Source organism: Mammaliicoccus sp. J-M41 (assembly GCF_022385935.1).
Lineage (GTDB): Bacteria > Bacillota > Bacilli > Staphylococcales > Staphylococcaceae > Mammaliicoccus > Mammaliicoccus sciuri_A.
Map to the genome: position 1 here is coordinate 38,290 of NZ_JAJNIR010000002.1, position 16,186 is coordinate 54,475.

Annotated in this window: 15 protein-coding genes; 2 read left to right on the top strand and 13 right to left on the bottom strand. The window is 31.7% G+C overall.

Annotation, left to right across the window (positions count from 1 at the left end; genetic code table 11):
* Positions 1-3: 3 nt before the first annotated feature.
* The 11 genes from LQ686_RS01240 to lepA all read right to left on the bottom strand — a co-directional run bounded on the left by LQ686_RS01240 (position 4) and on the right by lepA (position 12,082).
* Positions 4-720, bottom strand: coding sequence for an NfeD family protein (locus tag LQ686_RS01240; RefSeq protein ID WP_103360655.1), 717 nt, complete (start codon positions 718-720; stop codon positions 4-6).
* 210 nt (positions 721-930) lie between these two features.
* Positions 931-1,107: a 30S ribosomal protein S21 gene (rpsU, locus tag LQ686_RS01245; protein WP_016998564.1), complete on the bottom strand. Its 177-nt coding sequence runs from the start codon at positions 1,105-1,107 to the stop codon at positions 931-933.
* 124 nt (positions 1,108-1,231) lie between these two features.
* Entirely contained in the window at positions 1,232-2,578 is a 1,347-nt protein-coding gene (gene mtaB / locus LQ686_RS01250) for a tRNA (N(6)-L-threonylcarbamoyladenosine(37)-C(2))-methylthiotransferase MtaB (protein WP_103360656.1), read from the bottom strand.
* 6 nt (positions 2,579-2,584) lie between these two features.
* Positions 2,585-3,334, bottom strand: coding sequence for a 16S rRNA (uracil(1498)-N(3))-methyltransferase (locus tag LQ686_RS01255; protein WP_103360657.1), 750 nt, complete (start codon positions 3,332-3,334; stop codon positions 2,585-2,587).
* An 8-nt stretch (positions 3,335-3,342) separates the two neighbouring features.
* Positions 3,343-4,275 (bottom strand): 50S ribosomal protein L11 methyltransferase, encoded by a 933-nt coding sequence (gene prmA, locus LQ686_RS01260; RefSeq protein WP_103360658.1) that lies wholly within the window; start codon positions 4,273-4,275, stop codon positions 3,343-3,345.
* A 3-nt stretch (positions 4,276-4,278) separates the two neighbouring features.
* Positions 4,279-5,412 carry a molecular chaperone DnaJ gene (gene dnaJ, locus LQ686_RS01265; RefSeq protein ID WP_103360659.1) on the bottom strand — a complete coding sequence of 378 codons (1,134 nt, stop codon included), beginning with the start codon at positions 5,410-5,412 and terminating at the stop codon, positions 4,279-4,281.
* A gap of 96 nt (positions 5,413-5,508) precedes the next feature.
* Positions 5,509-7,335: a molecular chaperone DnaK gene (gene dnaK / locus LQ686_RS01270; RefSeq protein WP_103360660.1), complete on the bottom strand. Its 1,827-nt coding sequence runs from the start codon at positions 7,333-7,335 to the stop codon at positions 5,509-5,511.
* Between the two features lie 44 nt (positions 7,336-7,379).
* Positions 7,380-7,967 carry a nucleotide exchange factor GrpE gene (gene grpE / locus LQ686_RS01275; RefSeq protein WP_103360661.1) on the bottom strand — a complete coding sequence of 196 codons (588 nt, stop codon included), beginning with the start codon at positions 7,965-7,967 and terminating at the stop codon, positions 7,380-7,382.
* Positions 7,968-7,994: 27 nt separating this feature from the next.
* The gene (gene hrcA / locus LQ686_RS01280; protein ID WP_103360662.1) at positions 7,995-8,969 is read right to left on the bottom strand and encodes a heat-inducible transcriptional repressor HrcA; all 975 of its coding nucleotides are present in this window, start codon (positions 8,967-8,969) and stop codon (positions 7,995-7,997) included.
* A 116-nt stretch (positions 8,970-9,085) separates the two neighbouring features.
* On the bottom strand, positions 9,086-10,204 hold the full coding sequence (hemW, locus tag LQ686_RS01285) for a radical SAM family heme chaperone HemW (protein ID WP_103360663.1): 1,119 nt from the start codon (positions 10,202-10,204) through the stop codon (positions 9,086-9,088).
* A gap of 54 nt (positions 10,205-10,258) precedes the next feature.
* Positions 10,259-12,082 (bottom strand): translation elongation factor 4, encoded by a 1,824-nt coding sequence (gene lepA, locus LQ686_RS01290; protein ID WP_049318748.1) that lies wholly within the window; start codon positions 12,080-12,082, stop codon positions 10,259-10,261.
* A 234-nt stretch (positions 12,083-12,316) separates the two neighbouring features.
* On the opposite strand from lepA, the gene rpsT reads away from it, so the two are divergent.
* Entirely contained in the window at positions 12,317-12,568 is a 252-nt protein-coding gene (gene rpsT / locus LQ686_RS01295) for a 30S ribosomal protein S20 (protein WP_025904213.1), read from the top strand.
* Between the two features lie 73 nt (positions 12,569-12,641).
* Here rpsT and holA read toward each other — a convergent pair whose 3' ends face one another.
* Positions 12,642-13,616, bottom strand: coding sequence for a DNA polymerase III subunit delta (gene holA, locus LQ686_RS01300; RefSeq protein ID WP_103360664.1), 975 nt, complete (start codon positions 13,614-13,616; stop codon positions 12,642-12,644).
* A 91-nt stretch (positions 13,617-13,707) separates the two neighbouring features.
* Here holA and LQ686_RS01305 point away from each other — a divergent pair, with 91 nt between their 5' ends.
* Positions 13,708-13,845 (top strand): YqzM family protein, encoded by a 138-nt coding sequence (locus tag LQ686_RS01305; protein WP_075577996.1) that lies wholly within the window; start codon positions 13,708-13,710, stop codon positions 13,843-13,845.
* A 34-nt stretch (positions 13,846-13,879) separates the two neighbouring features.
* Here LQ686_RS01305 and LQ686_RS01310 read toward each other — a convergent pair whose 3' ends face one another.
* Positions 13,880-16,042, bottom strand: coding sequence for a DNA internalization-related competence protein ComEC/Rec2 (locus tag LQ686_RS01310; RefSeq protein ID WP_210135879.1), 2,163 nt, complete (start codon positions 16,040-16,042; stop codon positions 13,880-13,882).
* Between the last annotated feature and the right edge of the window lie 144 nt (positions 16,043-16,186).

The following is a 16,186-nucleotide window of genomic DNA, read 5'->3' on the forward strand; positions in this document are numbered from 1 at the left end:
AAATTAAATTTCTCTTACGACAACTCTTGTACCTTCAACCTGTACAATTTTAACTTGCTTATCCTTCTGAATAAAACTACCATCTGAAACAGCATCTATTCTTTCGTCATCAACAAGTATAATTCCTGAGGGCCTCAATGCAGTGTATGTTGTACATAGTTTGCCAATCAAATGACTTCTATCATCATGAGATGTATAGCCAGATTCTTTATTTGTAGAGTCTCTAAGAATGACTTTATCAAAGAATGGTATTTTACGATTAAATCCTTTCACTAATATCACCCACTCTATCGTTGTTAGAATTAATGCTACAGCAATAATCATACCCATAGTTAAGATATTTTCTCCAACTAATACAAAACTACCAATAATGGCAATAAAACCAAGGATACCTAGTACTGCTCCTATAACAAATAATTCAATTATTACTAATAATGCACCGATCCCAAAAAGTAAAACAGAAATCAAACTAATTTCATCAATTAAAACGTAGCCAATGAAAAAGATAAGTGTACAAATAAAGCTTAAAATTCCCGCAAAATTAATACGTTCTGAATATAATTGATATAGTGCACCTAGAAAAATAATACAAGTCAGTATCAATGTGACTAATGGCGTTGTAATAAACTCACCAATAGACGACATACTTTGACTTGAAACAATACCTAAATTCAAGTTGCTCTGAAAATAAGCAAATATGTATTCATACCCTGATGTCAATAATCTCACCCCTCATATTTATTATACAATAAAATAGCCGTGAACTAAAACGTATATACATAATATTCTAAATTTATAAACTTAAATGTTTTTCAAATAAATAAAAGAACACATAAACGATATTGTTTATGTGTTCTTTATGACGTTCAACGTTAAAATTGTTCATTATAATTAATTAATATTCATTGAGGGAGTTCAATAAAAAATTAATTATTTAAATTTACGTTTACGTGCTGCTTCTGATTTCTTCTTACGCTTAACGCTTGGTTTTTCATAGAACTCACGTTTACGCACTTCTTGAATCGTACCGCTTTTTGAAACTGTACGTTTGAAGCGACGTAATGCATCTTCGATTGATTCGTTTTTACGAACTACTGTTTTAGACATCTGTATTTCCCTCCCTCCAAATATCAACAAAGCTTTATATGTCATTTACATAGTATATATTACTATGTACTTAAACATTATAAAATAAGTCATTTTTTAAGTCAATAATCATTTGTTATGAATATTAATATGCAACTAATCTTTCGTCTTTATTTGTTGCATGATCCACAACTTTTACAAGTTTACCTTTATTGATAGGATAACCTGGTGTGATCACTTTCACTTTCACTAATTCTCCAATTAATGATTCATCGCCTTCAAATTCAATCTTCATGTAATTATCTGCATATCCGACTAGTTTACCATCAGTTGAACCTTTTTCTTCAGGTATCACTTCTAATACAGTTTGATCAAATTTAGAAGCATAATCTTTAGCTAATTGATTAGATAATTCAATTAAACGATGTACGCGTTCATTTTTAACTTCTTCATCAATTTGATCTGTCATTCTAGCTGCTGGTGTTCCTGTTCTCATAGAATAAGGGAACACGTGTAATTCAGAAAATTGATGTTTAACAATGAAGTCATATGTTTCTTGGAATTCTTCTTCAGTTTCAGCAGGGAATCCAACAATTACATCACTTGTAACAGCTAAACCTGGTAAAGCTTTATGCAATTTTTGTAATCTTTCAGAGAAATGTGCCATCGTATATTTTCTTCTCATACGTTTCAATACAGTATCAGAACCTGATTGTAATGGTATATGAAGATGTCTTACAACTTTAGTTGATTTATCGATAACATCAATAACTTCATCTGTAAGCTGACTCGCTTCTATAGATGAAATACGAATTCTTTCAAGATTTTCAACTTGTTCTAAATCTCTTAATAATTGCGCCAAGTTATAATCTTTTAAATCTTCACCATATCCACCTGTATGAATACCTGTTAAAACAATTTCTTTATATCCTGAATTTACAAGTGTTGTTGCTTGGCTTACAACTTGTTCAGGATCTCTTGATCTCATTAACCCTCTTGCCCATGGAATGATACAGAAAGTACAGAAATTATTACAGCCTTCTTGAATTTTTAATGATGCACGTGTTCTGTCAGTAAAGTATGGAACTTCTAATTCTTCATACTTTCTGTTTTTCATAATATTACCTACACCATTAATAGGTTGTCTACTTTGTTTATAGTCCTCAATATAAGAAATAAGTTTATGTCTATCTTGAGTACCTACAACAATATCAACGCCCGGAATTGCCATAATTTCAGCAGGAGATGTTTGAGCATAACAACCTGTTACACAAACAACTGCATCTGGATTTTTACGTATTGCTCTTCTAATCACTTGTCTACTCTTCTTGTCACCTGTATTTGTTACAGTACAAGTATTAATGATAAAGACGTCAGCATTCGTTTCAAAATCCACTCTTTCGTAATCATTTTCCTTAAATAATTGCCAAATTGCTTCAGTTTCATAATGGTTTACTTTACAACCTAACGTATGGAACGCTACTGTAGCCAATTTTATTCACCTCATTAATTCTAATTGATAGCTTAAAGCAGCTAAAGCATACAATGGAGCGGTTTCAGCTCTTAATATTCTAGGTCCTAAACTCACCTTAATAGCATCATCATAAAGATTAACTTCATTTTCAGTTAATCCACCTTCTGGTCCAAATATCATTAAAACCTTTTGTCCATGTTTAAGGTTAGAACCAATTTGATGAAATTTGCTTGTTCCCCCACTTTTAGCTTCTTCTTCATAAGCTATTATTACATAATCATATTCATTCATATTATCATAAATTGATTTAAAATTCGACTTATACTTTATACTTGGTATTGTAAGTCTCATACTTTGTTCACTAGCTTCTTTAACAATTTTTTGCCATCTATCTAATTTTTTAGATATTTTTTTCGCGTCTAATTTAACAATAGATCTTTCGGATTGGACAGCAATAAAATGATGCGCACCCATTTCAGTTGCTTTTTGAAGCAACCATTCATATTTATCGCCTTTTATAAGCCCACTCGCAATCGTTATATCAACAGGTAGTTCCGTTTGTCTTGTTATGTCTTCTATCGTTTCTAACTCAATGCTATCATCATGAAAAGCAATGATTTTTGAAATTAACGACTTTTGATCTTCAAAAGTTAATATAATTTCTTGATCGATACTTTTGCGCATCACGTTTTTAATATGATGTATATCATCTGTATTATGTATAAAAAAACGCTGATTTAACTCAGCGTTTTCTTGTAAGAAATATCTTTGCATCATTTCTCCTACTTTCTAGCTCGTATTGAAACCCAACCATCTTCACGTAGTACTTTTTCGATAGTATAACCAGTATTTTGTAGTTTTTCAATTATTTCATCGGATTTTTCTTCAATAATGCCTGAAGTAATAAAGTAGCCATTATCATTTAATCTTTCATAACTATCTTCTATCATTAAATCAATAATATGCGCTAATATATTTGCAATGATCACGTCATATTGTTCTGTTTCTTCAGTAAGCAAATTGCCAGTATCTGCGATGATATCTTTTTCACAATCATTGATTTCAAAGTTTTCTTTAGCAACTTTAATTGCTAAATCATCTAAATCCACCGCTTTAATGTCATTTACCCCTAGTAAATGACAAGCTATGCTTAGAATACCTGAACCTGTACCAACATCTATCACTTTATGTTGAGGTTGTACAACCTCTTCTATATGTCTTAAACACATACTTGTTGTTGGGTGGTCACCTGTACCAAAAGCCATACCTGGATCCAGTTTGATGCAAAGATCACCTTCGTTATTTTGATATCCTTCTTGTTTCCAACTCGGAACAATCGCAAATCTTTCAGAAGCTTTAAACGGATGGAAATAATTTTTCCATTCATTTTCCCAATCTGATTCTTTAATAACCGTTTTCTCAAACGATAAAATTTCTGACTGGATGCCATTTACATTTGCAATTGTTTCTTGAATTTCTTGTTCTAATTGATCCGTAAATACTAATTCATTAAAATAACATTTAACCCTAATATCGTGATCAGGATAATCTGCGGGATTTAATTCATAAATCTCACCGTATACATCTGTATGTTCTTTCTCTAATTCTGCTGAATCTTCAATTACGACACCATTTGCACCTAATTCATTTAACAATGCTGTAACTTCTGGTTCTGCTTCGCTATTTATCATGATAGAATACTCAATCCAATTCACAGGCTATTCTCCTTTAAAAAACTTTTTGGCTTTGTCTTTAAAGCTAGATGGTTGTTCTGTAATTGTTTCTCCACCTATTTCAGCAAACTCACGTAATAGTTCTTCTTGTCTTTCAGTCATTTTATCTGGTGTTACAACTTTTACAGTTACGAAGTAATCACCTTTACCGTAACCGTGAACATTTTGTACACCTTTTTCTCTCAATCTAAATTGTTTACCAGTTTGTGTACCTGCTGGAACTGTTAATGATACATTTCCAGTCAATGTAGGAACAGTAATTTCATCACCAAGCGCTGCTTGTGGGAATGAAAGATTTAAATCATAGAAGATATTGTCTCCATCACGTCTAAATTTACTGTGTGGTTTAACTCTGAACACAACATATAAATCGCCTGCAGGTCCACCATTTATACCTGGACCACCTTTACCAGCTAAGCGAATTTGTTGGTCGTTATCTACACCTTCAGGTACTTTCACTTTGATTGTAACTTTTTTGTTTTGAGTACCTTTACCATGACAATCTGAACATTTTTCTTCAAATACTTGTCCAGAACCTTCACATTCAGGACAAACTTTTTGTGTTTGCATTCTACCTAGAATAGTATTTTGTTCAACTGTTACATGACCTTGTCCGTTACAGTACGTACAAGTTTTCTTCTTAGTGCCAGGTTTAGCACCATTACCATGACATGTATCACATTCTACATCTTTACGAACTGTAATATCTTTTTCAGTACCAAATACAGCTTCTTCAAATGTTAATGTCATGCTATATTGTAAGTCATCACCTTGTCTTGGAGCGTTAGGATCTCTTCTAGCCCCACCTCCACCAAAGAATGACCCGAATATATCTTCAAAGCCACCGAATCCAGAGAAGTCTTGTCCTCCAAATCCTTGTGATCCACCGAATCCTTGTTGCGGACCACTATGACCGAATCTGTCGTATTGCGCACGTTTGTTTTCATCGCTTAGCACTTCATATGCTTCTGAAATTTCTTTAAACTTTGCGTCAGCACCTTCTTCTTGATTGATATCAGGATGGTACTTTTTTGATAATTTACGATAAGCTTTTTTTATTTCATCTTTAGAAGCATCTTTGGATACGCCAAGTACTTCATAATAGTCTCTTTTTGCCAATGTAATCTCTCCTTTACACACTGATTTATAATACGTATATATGAATTAAAAAAGTCAAAGCCAATCACATTGACTTTGACTTTTTAATGATTAGTATTATTTTTTATCGTCTTCGTTGACTTCTGTATATTCAGCATCAACTACGTCATCATCGTTTGAAGTAGATTGGCCTTCAGCGCCTTGTTGTGCTTGTGCAGCTTGTTCATACATTTTAACAGATAATTGTTGTACGATTTCTTGAAGTGCATCTTTTTTAGTTCTGATATCTTCTATATCAGTACCTTCAAGCGCTTTTTTCAATTCTTCTTTAGCTTCTTCAGCTTTAGCTTTTTCGCTTTCATCAACGTTATCGCCAAGATCAGTTAAAGTTTTTTCAACAGTAAATACCATTTGGTCTGCTTCATTTCTTAAATCGATTTCTTCACGACGTTTTTTGTCTGCTTCAGCATTTTTCTCTGCATCTTGAACCATACGATCGATTTCTTCATCTGATAATGATGAACTTGATTCAATCGTAATTTTTTGTTCTTTGTTAGTACCTAAATCTTTAGCAGTTACATTAACGATACCATTTTTATCGATATCAAATGATACTTCAATTTGTGGCACACCACGTGGAGCTGGTGGAATATCCGTTAATTGGAATCTACCAAGTGTTTTGTTATCTGCTGCTAATTGACGTTCACCTTGTAACACGTGAATATCAACTGCTGGTTGGTTGTCAGCTGCAGTAGAGAACACTTGAGATTTAGATGTTGGAATTGTTGTATTTCTTTCGATTAATACTGTAGATACGCCACCCATAGTTTCGATACCTAATGATAATGGTGTAACGTCAAGTAATACTACGTCTTTAACATCACCAGTGATTACGCCACCTTGAATTGCAGCACCCATTGCTACTACTTCATCAGGGTTAACACCTTTGTTAGGTTCTTTACCGATTTCTTTTTTGATTGCTTCTTGAACAGCTGGGATACGAGTTGAACCACCAACTAAAATAACTTCATCGATATCAGAATTAGATAATCCTGCATCTTTCATTGCTTGGCGAGTTGGACCCATTGTTCTTTCTACTAAATCGCTTGTTAATGATTCAAATTTAGCTCTTGAAAGTGTTGTTTCTAAGTGTAATGGACCATTTGCGCCACCAGAGATGAATGGTAATGAAATTTGAGTTGAAGAAACGCCTGATAAGTCTTTTTTAGCTTTTTCAGCAGCATCTTTAAGACGTTGTAATGCCATTTTATCTTGTGATAAATCTATGCCATTTTCTTTTTTGAATTCTTCAACTAAATATTTAATGATAACGTCATCGAAATCGTCACCACCAAGTTTATTGTCACCTGCAGTTGCTAATACTTCGAATACACCGTCACCTAATTCAAGGATAGATACGTCGAAAGTACCACCACCAAGGTCAAATACTAATACTTTTTGATCAGTTTCAGTTTTATCTAAACCGTAAGCTAATGCTGCTGCAGTTGGTTCGTTAATAATACGTTCTACTTCTAAACCAGCGATTCTACCAGCATCTTTAGTTGCTTGACGTTCTGAGTCATTGAAATAAGCTGGAACTGTAATAACAGCTTTAGTTACTTTTTCACCTAAATAACTTTCAGCAGTTGATTTTAAGTTTTGTAAAATCATAGCTGAGATTTCTTGTGGTGTATATTCTTTATCTTCAACTTTTTCTTTATAATCAGTACCCATATGACGTTTAACTGATTGAATTGTATTTGGGTTAGTTACTGCTTGACGTTTAGCAACTTCACCAACTTGTGTTTCACCATCTTTAAATGCAACAACTGATGGTGTTGTTCTGTTACCTTCTGGATTTTGGATTACTTTAGGTTCTCCACCTTCTAATACTGAAACTACTGAATTTGTTGTACCTAAGTCTATACCTATTACTTTACTCATAAGAATTATTCCTCCAATTTATAATTAATTAATCATCGATTTCATTATTCGTTTACTTTAACCATTGCTGGTCTTAAAACACGATCTTTCAATTTATATCCTCTTTGTAACTCTTCAGTTACAACACCTGATTCAAAGTCAGGATTGTTATCTTGCATTACTGCTTGATGTACATTTGGATCGAATGGTTTGTTGTAAGATTCGATTTCTTCTAAACCATTATCTTTTAATGATTTAAGTAAATCGTTATAAACCATGTCTACACCTTTTTTGAAAGTTAAGAAGTCTTCAGACTCACCTTCTTGTTTAAGTGCACGGTCCATATTATCTAGCGCAGGTAATACATCTGTAAGTACACGTTGTGCTTGATAATCTTTAGTAATGCTTGCTTCTTGTTTCATTCTACGTTTATAGTTTTCAAACTCAGCATATAAACGTAAGTATTTTTCTTCTTCTTCATTTGCTTTTTGTTTAAGTTGTTCGAGTTCAGCTTCCGGAATTTCGACTACTTTATCTTGCTCAACCTCTTCAACATTTTCTTCAGTTTCATTTGCTTCTACTTCTTCAGTAGCGACAGATTGAGTTTGATCATTTGTTTCATCGAATTGTTCATTTTGCTTTTCTTCCGTCATTTCATGCCCTCCATTTTCTTTCCTTATTTAAAAATGATTCAAAAGTTGAATCACTTTGTTATAATGCATTGCAGTTGGACCAATAACGGCTAAATGACCAGTTATATCACCAGAAATTTCATAATTGGTACTAATAATCGAAATACCATGTAAATCTTTATTAATTTCCTGTCCAATTTTGACACTTATCGAATCATTTGATGTTTCATTTAAAAATTGAGCGATACGTTCAGATTCAAGATATTTTAAAATCGATTGAATCATCGATACATTTGTTACATCTAACGCGTCAATTAGGTGCATCTTACCACCTAGAAACATTTCTTCATTATGATCATTGATCTGCGTTAATAACGCTTGTTTAAAATTATTAATAAATTCTTGATCAATGAATGACAACGATAATGATTCTAACGTTTTTATCATTGTAGTTAAAGTATTTTGCTTAAAATACTGGTTTAAGTAGTTCATAAATTTCTCAATTTGTAATTGATTTAAAGATTCATGAATTTGAATATGAACTTTCTCTACATAACCATCTGTAAATACAATGACGCCCATGAGATGAGTTGGGCTGACTCTCACAAAATGAATTTCAAATATAAATCTTGAAAATTTATTCGGTCCGAGTACTACAGTTGTATAATGTGATCGATTTGAAATTTCTAATGCTAACCATTTAAGCATTGCGTTTACATCATATTGATTTTTATCTTGAAAAGGTTCAAACCAATTTAAGCTTTTCTTACTTTGAGATTTAGACTCAAGTAATTGATTAACATAATACTTAATCCCTTGTTCAGAAGGAATACGACCTGATGACGTATGTGTCTTCTCAAGAAGGTTCAAATCTTCTAATTGTTTCATTTCATTTCTAACTGTCGCTGGACTAATCGGCAATTGATGCCTTTCAATAATCGACTTAGAACCAATTGGTTGTCCTAACTCAACATAATCCTCAACAATTACATTCAAAATTTGTAATTGCCTCTCAGTAATCATGTCATCACCTCGATTAGCACTCTATCTTCCCAAGTGCTAATTATAATTTATCAAATTGGTCAAAGAAAGTCAACGTTAAAGCATTCAATTTTTATATCTTTTTTTAATACATATTTTTAGCTTAATAAAAACTTCTCAAACACTTCATTTCCGATTATTTGTCCGCGATTACTTAAGCGTAAATAGTCTTGTTCATCTAGTAATAATTCTTGTTCAATGAGTTCTTTCACATGTTGACCAAATACATCTTCTATTGATTGGTCAAACTTATTTTGGAATTTAGTTTTGGACACACCTTTAGTCATTCTTAATCCAAGAAACATTTCTTCTTCCATTTGTTCTTTCAATGAGACTTCTGTACTTTGCAATACAGGCATTTCACCATTCTTTAACTTCTTAATATATTGGTTAACCGGATTTATATTTCCATAGCGTACACCATTAATATAGCCATGAGCACCTGCACCGAAACCATAATATTCTTCATTTTTCCAATATACTTTATTATGAAGAGATTCATGCCCTTCTTTCGAGAAGTTAGAGATTTCATATTGATTAAGGTTAGAGTCTGCTAATTTCTTTTTCAAATGTTGATACATTTCTTCACCTAAATCTTCATTAGGTAATTTCAAACGCCCTTTTCTATATAAATTGTAGAATTGCGTCTTAGGTTCAAGTATAAGTGCATAACTTGAAATATGATCTACATCAAGTGATTGTGCCTTATTAAGTGAATCATCAAATTGTTCTAATGTTTGACCTGGTAAATGAAACATAAGATCTAAACTTACAGAAGGGATTTTATGTTTTCTAGATAATGTAACGGCTTTTTCAATATCGTCACTATGATGAGTTCTTCCTAATACTTTTAACAATTCATCATCAAATGTTTGAACACCTAATGATAATCTGTTCACACCATATTGTTTGAGTAATTTTATTTTTGCTTCTGTTAATTCATCTGGATTAGCTTCAAATGTATACTCTTTTGTAATCACAAATAAATCGTTAATAGCTTGCAGTAATCTTTCAAGTTGTGCTTCAGATAATGCTGTAGGCGTACCTCCACCAACAAAGACAGTTTCAACTTCTTTATCTTTTCTCGTTGACATCTCTTTTATCAAACAATCTAAGTACTCATCTACCGGCTGATTAGCAATATAGAACTTATTAAAATCACAATAAGTACAAATTCTCACACAGAAAGGTATATGAATATATACACTTTTTGCCATATAAACGCTCCTTTAAAAATAGAAACAGCTACATATTATGCAGCTGTTTCAAAATTATTCTTCATCCATTTTAAGCACGGCTAAGAATGCATCTTGTGGAATTTCCACATTACCTACTGATTTCATCTTAGCTTTACCTGCTTTTTGTTTTTCAAGTAACTTACGTTTACGGCTTATATCCCCACCGTAACATTTTGCTAAAACATTTTTACCCATAGATTTAATGTTTGTTCGAGCTACTATTTTATTACCAATTGCTGCTTGAACTGGTACTTCAAATTGTTGTCTTGGGATTAATGTTTTTAATTTATCTACTATTGCTTTACCTCTATCATATGCAAACTCTTTATGGACGATAAAGCTTAATGCATCTACTTTATCACCATTTAATAAAATATCCATTTTAACAAGTTTACTTTCTTGATATCCGATTAATTCATAATCAAACGATGCATAACCTTTCGTATTAGATTTCAACTGATCAAAGAAATCGAATACAACTTCAGATAATGGAAGTTCATAAATAATATTGACACGAATATCATCTAAATAATCCATCGTCTTAAAGTTACCACGTTTTTTCTGGCATAGTTCCATTACAGCACCAACATAATCATTCGGAACCATCATTGTTGCTTTAACGTATGGTTCATATATTCTGTTGATTTTTTGTGGGTCTGGGAATTGTGATGGATTATCAATTTGTAATTTTTCGCCATCTGTTAATTCACATTCATAGATAACTGACGGTGCAGTCGCAATCAGTTCAATATTAAATTCTCTTTCAATTCTTTCTTGAATAATTTCCATGTGTAGTAAACCTAAGAAACCTGTTCTGAAACCAAAGCCTAAAGCTTGAGAAGTTTCAGCTTCAAATTCTAAAGATGCATCATTAAGTTGAAGCTTTTCAAGTGCTTCTCTTAAATCATTGTATTTACTATTATCAATTGGATATAATCCACAGAATACCATTGGATTCATCTTTTTATATCCTTTTAACGGCTTCTCAGCAGGTCTGTCAGCTAAAGTGATAGTATCACCAACGTTGGAATCTCCAACATTTTTAATTGAAGCTACAATATAACCTACATCCCCGACAGATAAAGTATCAACTGGAAGTTGTTTCGGTGTATTAATCCCCACTTCAGTAACTTCAAATGTCTTACCTGTAGACATCATTTGAATCTTGTCTCCAGCTTTAACTGAACCTTCAACAACACGTATAGAAGAAATTACACCTCTATAAGCATCAAAAGAAGAATCAAAAATAAGCGCTTGTAATGGGTTATCTGGATCACCTTCTGGAGGTGGCACCATTTCTACAACTTTCTCTAATATGTCTTCAATTCCAATATTAGATTTAGCACTTGCAAGTACTGCATCACTTGCATCTAAACCAATTACGTCTTCAATTTCTTGTTTAACACGCTCAGGTTCAGCTGCAGGTAAATCGATTTTATTGACAACAGGTATTAATTCTAAGTCGTTGTCTAAAGCTAAATATACGTTTGCTAACGTTTGTGCTTCGATACCTTGTGCAGCATCAACAACTAAAATCGCACCTTCACATGCTGCTAGTGATCTTGAAACTTCATATGTAAAATCGACATGCCCCGGTGTATCAATTAAATGTAAGATATATGTTTCCCCATCTTTAGCAGTATAATTTAATCGAACAGCATTAAGTTTGATTGTTATACCACGTTCTCTTTCAAGATCCATAGAATCTAATAATTGTTCTTTCATTTCACGTGATTCTACACTTTTTGTATTTTCCAAAATTCTATCAGCTAACGTAGATTTACCATGGTCAATATGAGCAATGATAGAAAAGTTTCTAATTTTATTTTGGCGCTCTAGGCGTTTAGTTCTGTCCATTTGAACTCCAACTTTCTCGTTAATTTTACATGTATTAAATGTAAGTCGCATCTTTGATATGATACCGTCTTTATGAAATAAATGCAAACGTATTATCAAACTATCAATAAAGTGTTATGCTTTATAAGGAATGTGTAAATAATCATTGCACTTATGCCCTACATTTGATAAAATATTTTTTGTTGCAATCAAAAAATATTTGATCACGGACAACATATTTAGGAGGTGACTCTCATGCCAAACATTAAATCTGCTATTAAACGCGTTGCTGTTACAGAAAAGAAAGACGCTGCTAACATTTCACAAAAAAATGATATGCGTTCAGCTGTAAAAGCTGCTAAAACTGCAATCGAAAACAATGCTGAAAACAAAGCTGAATTAGTTTCATTAGCTGTTAAAAAAGTTGATAAAGCTTCTAAAAACAATCTAATTCATTCAAATAAAGCTGATAGAATTAAATCAAGCTTAATGTCAAAAGCTAACTAATTATGTGAGAGCGTGACACAGAACATTCTGTGTCACGCCCTTTTTTTATGGAATGAAATACCAACCTCATATCTTATATTTTCAAAATGAAAAGTTCTAATATGAGTACTTTATCCATATATGAAGATTTCAATTGGTAATCTGTATCAGCACAAATATCAATAGTCGCTAATAAACGATCGAGTGATAGCTTTCTAGTAATACGTAATGCCAGTTTTACCCTATATGGATGTACACCAATCGTTCTAGCAATTTGTTGTTCGCTATAATGTTTACCAGCAAGTATCTTACATTGATAATACAAGCGATAATTACTTGTGATTAACGCTAACAGCTTAATCGGCTCTTCTTTCATATTGATTAAGTCTTTCAGTAAATTAATAGACTTTTCTTTTTGACCTTTCTGAATATATTCCGTTAACAAAAATACATTCTGTTCTAGAGAACGACTCACAATTTCTTTAACGTCCTGTTTATTAATAACCGCTTCATCACCAATAAATAACACTAATTTATCCAATTCCGCTTTAATTATATTAAATTGAATTCCTGTCAGTTCTAGAAATTCTATCAATGCATCTTCTTTAATATCTTTATATTGTTCATGCAAATAAGATTTAATCCATTGTTTAATTTCTTGTTCAGTCATTTGGTCAATTTTATTAAGTCTTGCATTTTTCTTAACTGTTTTAACGAGTTTCTTTCTCTCATCTAACTTCTCATTAAACACGTCAAACACGACTAACGTATCACCATCATACTGTTCAATAAATTGAATCAATTGATCGATATTTTGATTAATTTGAGTACTAACTTTTTCTCCTGTAAAAAGGTAAGCATTCTTAACATGTACAACTTTTTTGTCTGAGAGGAATGGTAAAGTTAATGATTCTTCTATCGCACTTGAAATAGGTGTTTCGTATAAATCAAATTTAACATAATTGAAATCGTCTCTTTCTCCACCTAAATATTGATTTATAATTTCGTCAGATTTTTTCTCAATAAGTGCATTTACTGCACCATAATTCAATACAATATTGTCTTCCAAAATAAGTCTCCCTCTCTTATAAAGTTCTAATTAAGTATAGCATTTTTAAGTTTAATATCATATAATGAAAGTAAGTATAGGAGGGAGTCATATGAACAGATTTGAAGGTGAAAATACTCAAGGGCGTAACAATGATGTTAAAGACTCTGGATTTGGATTTATAATTGGTTTTGTATTCTTAGCTGCAATTTATATTATTGCACAAGTATTCAGTTTACTACCAAACTAATATATCAAATCCATTTATATAAGCTTACAAACGACTACTGTCGATTGTAAGCTTTTTTATTATGTTCTTGTAGTCCATTTGTCATCATCATGGTGTCTTTATTGATTTGAAATTGCACCATTCCGTAATCTTGTGTATTGAACACTTTACAATTGTTTTGTTTAAGTTTATTTACAATGGCCTCTTTCGGTAGCCCGTGTCTATTATGTCGACCAGAACTTATAACACATATTTGTGGCTTTGCTTTGAATAAAAAACTATCACTTGTACTTGTTAAACTACCATGATGCGCTACTTTTAAAATATCATAATTACCTTTAAGTTGACTCAATATACTTTGCTCTACCTTTTCTGTTGCATCACCCGTCGTTAATATTGTTCTGCCAAACGAAGTGATTTCAGTAACGATTGACGTATCATTCTTATCTTCATAATTCGGACTATTTTGGTTAAAAAATTTATACGTCGATTCTCCAATCTTTAATTCATTCAAATTTGAGCTATCTACAATTTGTGTGTTCGTTTCTTTAACCTCTTCTAACAAATGTTTTAATTCACGACTATCCCAAGTCTTCTTGTTGATAATTAAATGTTTAATTGATACCTTTTTACTCAAAGTAGCTAATTCTCCCATATGAACTGCATGTGGATGTGTAATGATTAAATAATCAATCTTTTGAAATCCCTTTTCTTTAAGTTCGGGCACAATAATTGAATCTGTATAATTTGATATTTTATTTCTAGTTTGCCACGGTTTCTTCTTCAATTTATCTTTACCACCAGTATCAATCATCACAATTTGATTCACATCATGATGATAAGCAATCATTGCATCTCCTTGACCAATATCAAGAAATTTTAAAACAACCTCGTTATGATTAAAGTGATATGTGATGGCAATGACTAACATTGTGAAAAGGAGTAAAGATTTAATATATATCCTTTTAATAAATAACATTAAAACTAACACTTCTATAATGAGAATGATTAAATATATCCATTCGGTTAGATTTTTAACGACCAACTCATTTATAGGAATACGACTCATAACATCTATTAATTTAAAAGTTTGTTTCATACAAATTTCTATTAGTGTCGTAAATAAATTAGGAACTTCCCCAAAAGTGGCAAACATCAACATGAATAACATCACAAGTGGAAAAATAATTAATTCAAAAAGTGGGATAAAGATGAAGTTTGTTATAAATCCTAGCCATTGAAAAGTATTAAAGTGAATCAGTAATATGACAAATGAGGATAATTGAGATACGACATTGATCGTAATGATTTTGTGGATTGTATTGAAAGATTTTATAAGTGGTATACATAAAATGATAAACGTGGAGACGATATAGGATAATTGGAAACCAATATCGAAAATAATATGAGGATTATAAATTGTATAAACAATGAAAGTGATAGATAGTATTTGTAAAGCGTCTATTTTCATGACTTTATTCAAAATCATATAAACCATTACCACACCTACTGCTCTAAGAACACTCGGACTTAAACTAGTTAAAACAGCATATATAGGTAATAAAATAAATATCATATTCTCGGCATGATGATATTTGATGTTCATCCTAAGTAATAATTTGAATAAAAATATATTTAACAATGCGACATGCGATCCACTTACAGCATATAAATGATATATACCTAATTTTTTAAGCTGCTCTATTCTTTCTTCACTTAAATAAGTTGTATCCCCTAAAGTGAGCGCAATAATATCATCAACACCATCTATATCAAGTTGTTTCATCTCATGGATTAAATTCGTTCGATATAGTTGAATACGTTCGATCATATTTAATGACCGACTTGTACAAGTATTAAAAAATAATTGTTCTATTTTAATAACACCTTTAATATCATGATTTTGCAAAAACTCAAAGTATTGAAATTTTAATGCGTTAGTATTAGGTATAGTTTGATTTAAAGAGTAAGTAATACGACAATTTTTTAAATACGGCATTTGATTTAAAAGTTTAAGCTTTTCTTTTTCATTTTTAATCGTATAAAATGCTTTAAACGTTTGATTATGGATTTGTCCTTCAGCTTGAAAGCCGTCTCCATCAATCGTTAACTTATCTCCAAACTGAATCACTTCAGTATAATTTTTATGATTTTTTGAGACGTTAAATGATTCGTAATATTGTAATGGATCATTTGGATAAATTAAGTAACCTATCATAAAAAATATAAAGCTCATTACCAAAATTTTTAATGATTGCCATTTAATATAGCAACTTATAACTAAGATAATGAGCATGAATATACTTACATAAGGATGTACAAAGAAAATTAAACCGGACAATAAATAAAGTGCAAAATAAAA

What these genes read in the sequence shown, in the direction of transcription:
- grpE (WP_103360661.1), bottom strand. Translation starts at nt 7,967, where the DNA reads ATGACGGAAGAAAAGCAAAATGAACAATTCGATGAAACAAATGATCAA.
- lepA (WP_049318748.1), bottom strand. Translation starts at nt 12,082, where the DNA reads ATGGACAGAACTAAACGCCTAGAGCGCCAAAATAAAATTAGAAACTTT.
- LQ686_RS01310 (WP_210135879.1), bottom strand. Translation starts at nt 16,042, where the DNA reads ATGATAGGTTACTTAATTTATCCAAATGATCCATTACAATATTACGAA.
- rpsU (WP_016998564.1), bottom strand. Translation starts at nt 1,107, where the DNA reads ATGTCTAAAACAGTAGTTCGTAAAAACGAATCAATCGAAGATGCATTA.
- LQ686_RS01255 (WP_103360657.1), bottom strand. Translation starts at nt 3,334, where the DNA reads ATGCAAAGATATTTCTTACAAGAAAACGCTGAGTTAAATCAGCGTTTT.
- LQ686_RS01305 (WP_075577996.1), top strand. Translation starts at nt 13,708, where the DNA reads ATGAACAGATTTGAAGGTGAAAATACTCAAGGGCGTAACAATGATGTT.
- rpsT (WP_025904213.1), top strand. Translation starts at nt 12,317, where the DNA reads ATGCCAAACATTAAATCTGCTATTAAACGCGTTGCTGTTACAGAAAAG.
- hemW (WP_103360663.1), bottom strand. Translation starts at nt 10,204, where the DNA reads ATGGCAAAAAGTGTATATATTCATATACCTTTCTGTGTGAGAATTTGT.
- dnaK (WP_103360660.1), bottom strand. Translation starts at nt 7,335, where the DNA reads ATGAGTAAAGTAATAGGTATAGACTTAGGTACAACAAATTCAGTAGTT.
- hrcA (WP_103360662.1), bottom strand. Translation starts at nt 8,969, where the DNA reads ATGATTACTGAGAGGCAATTACAAATTTTGAATGTAATTGTTGAGGAT.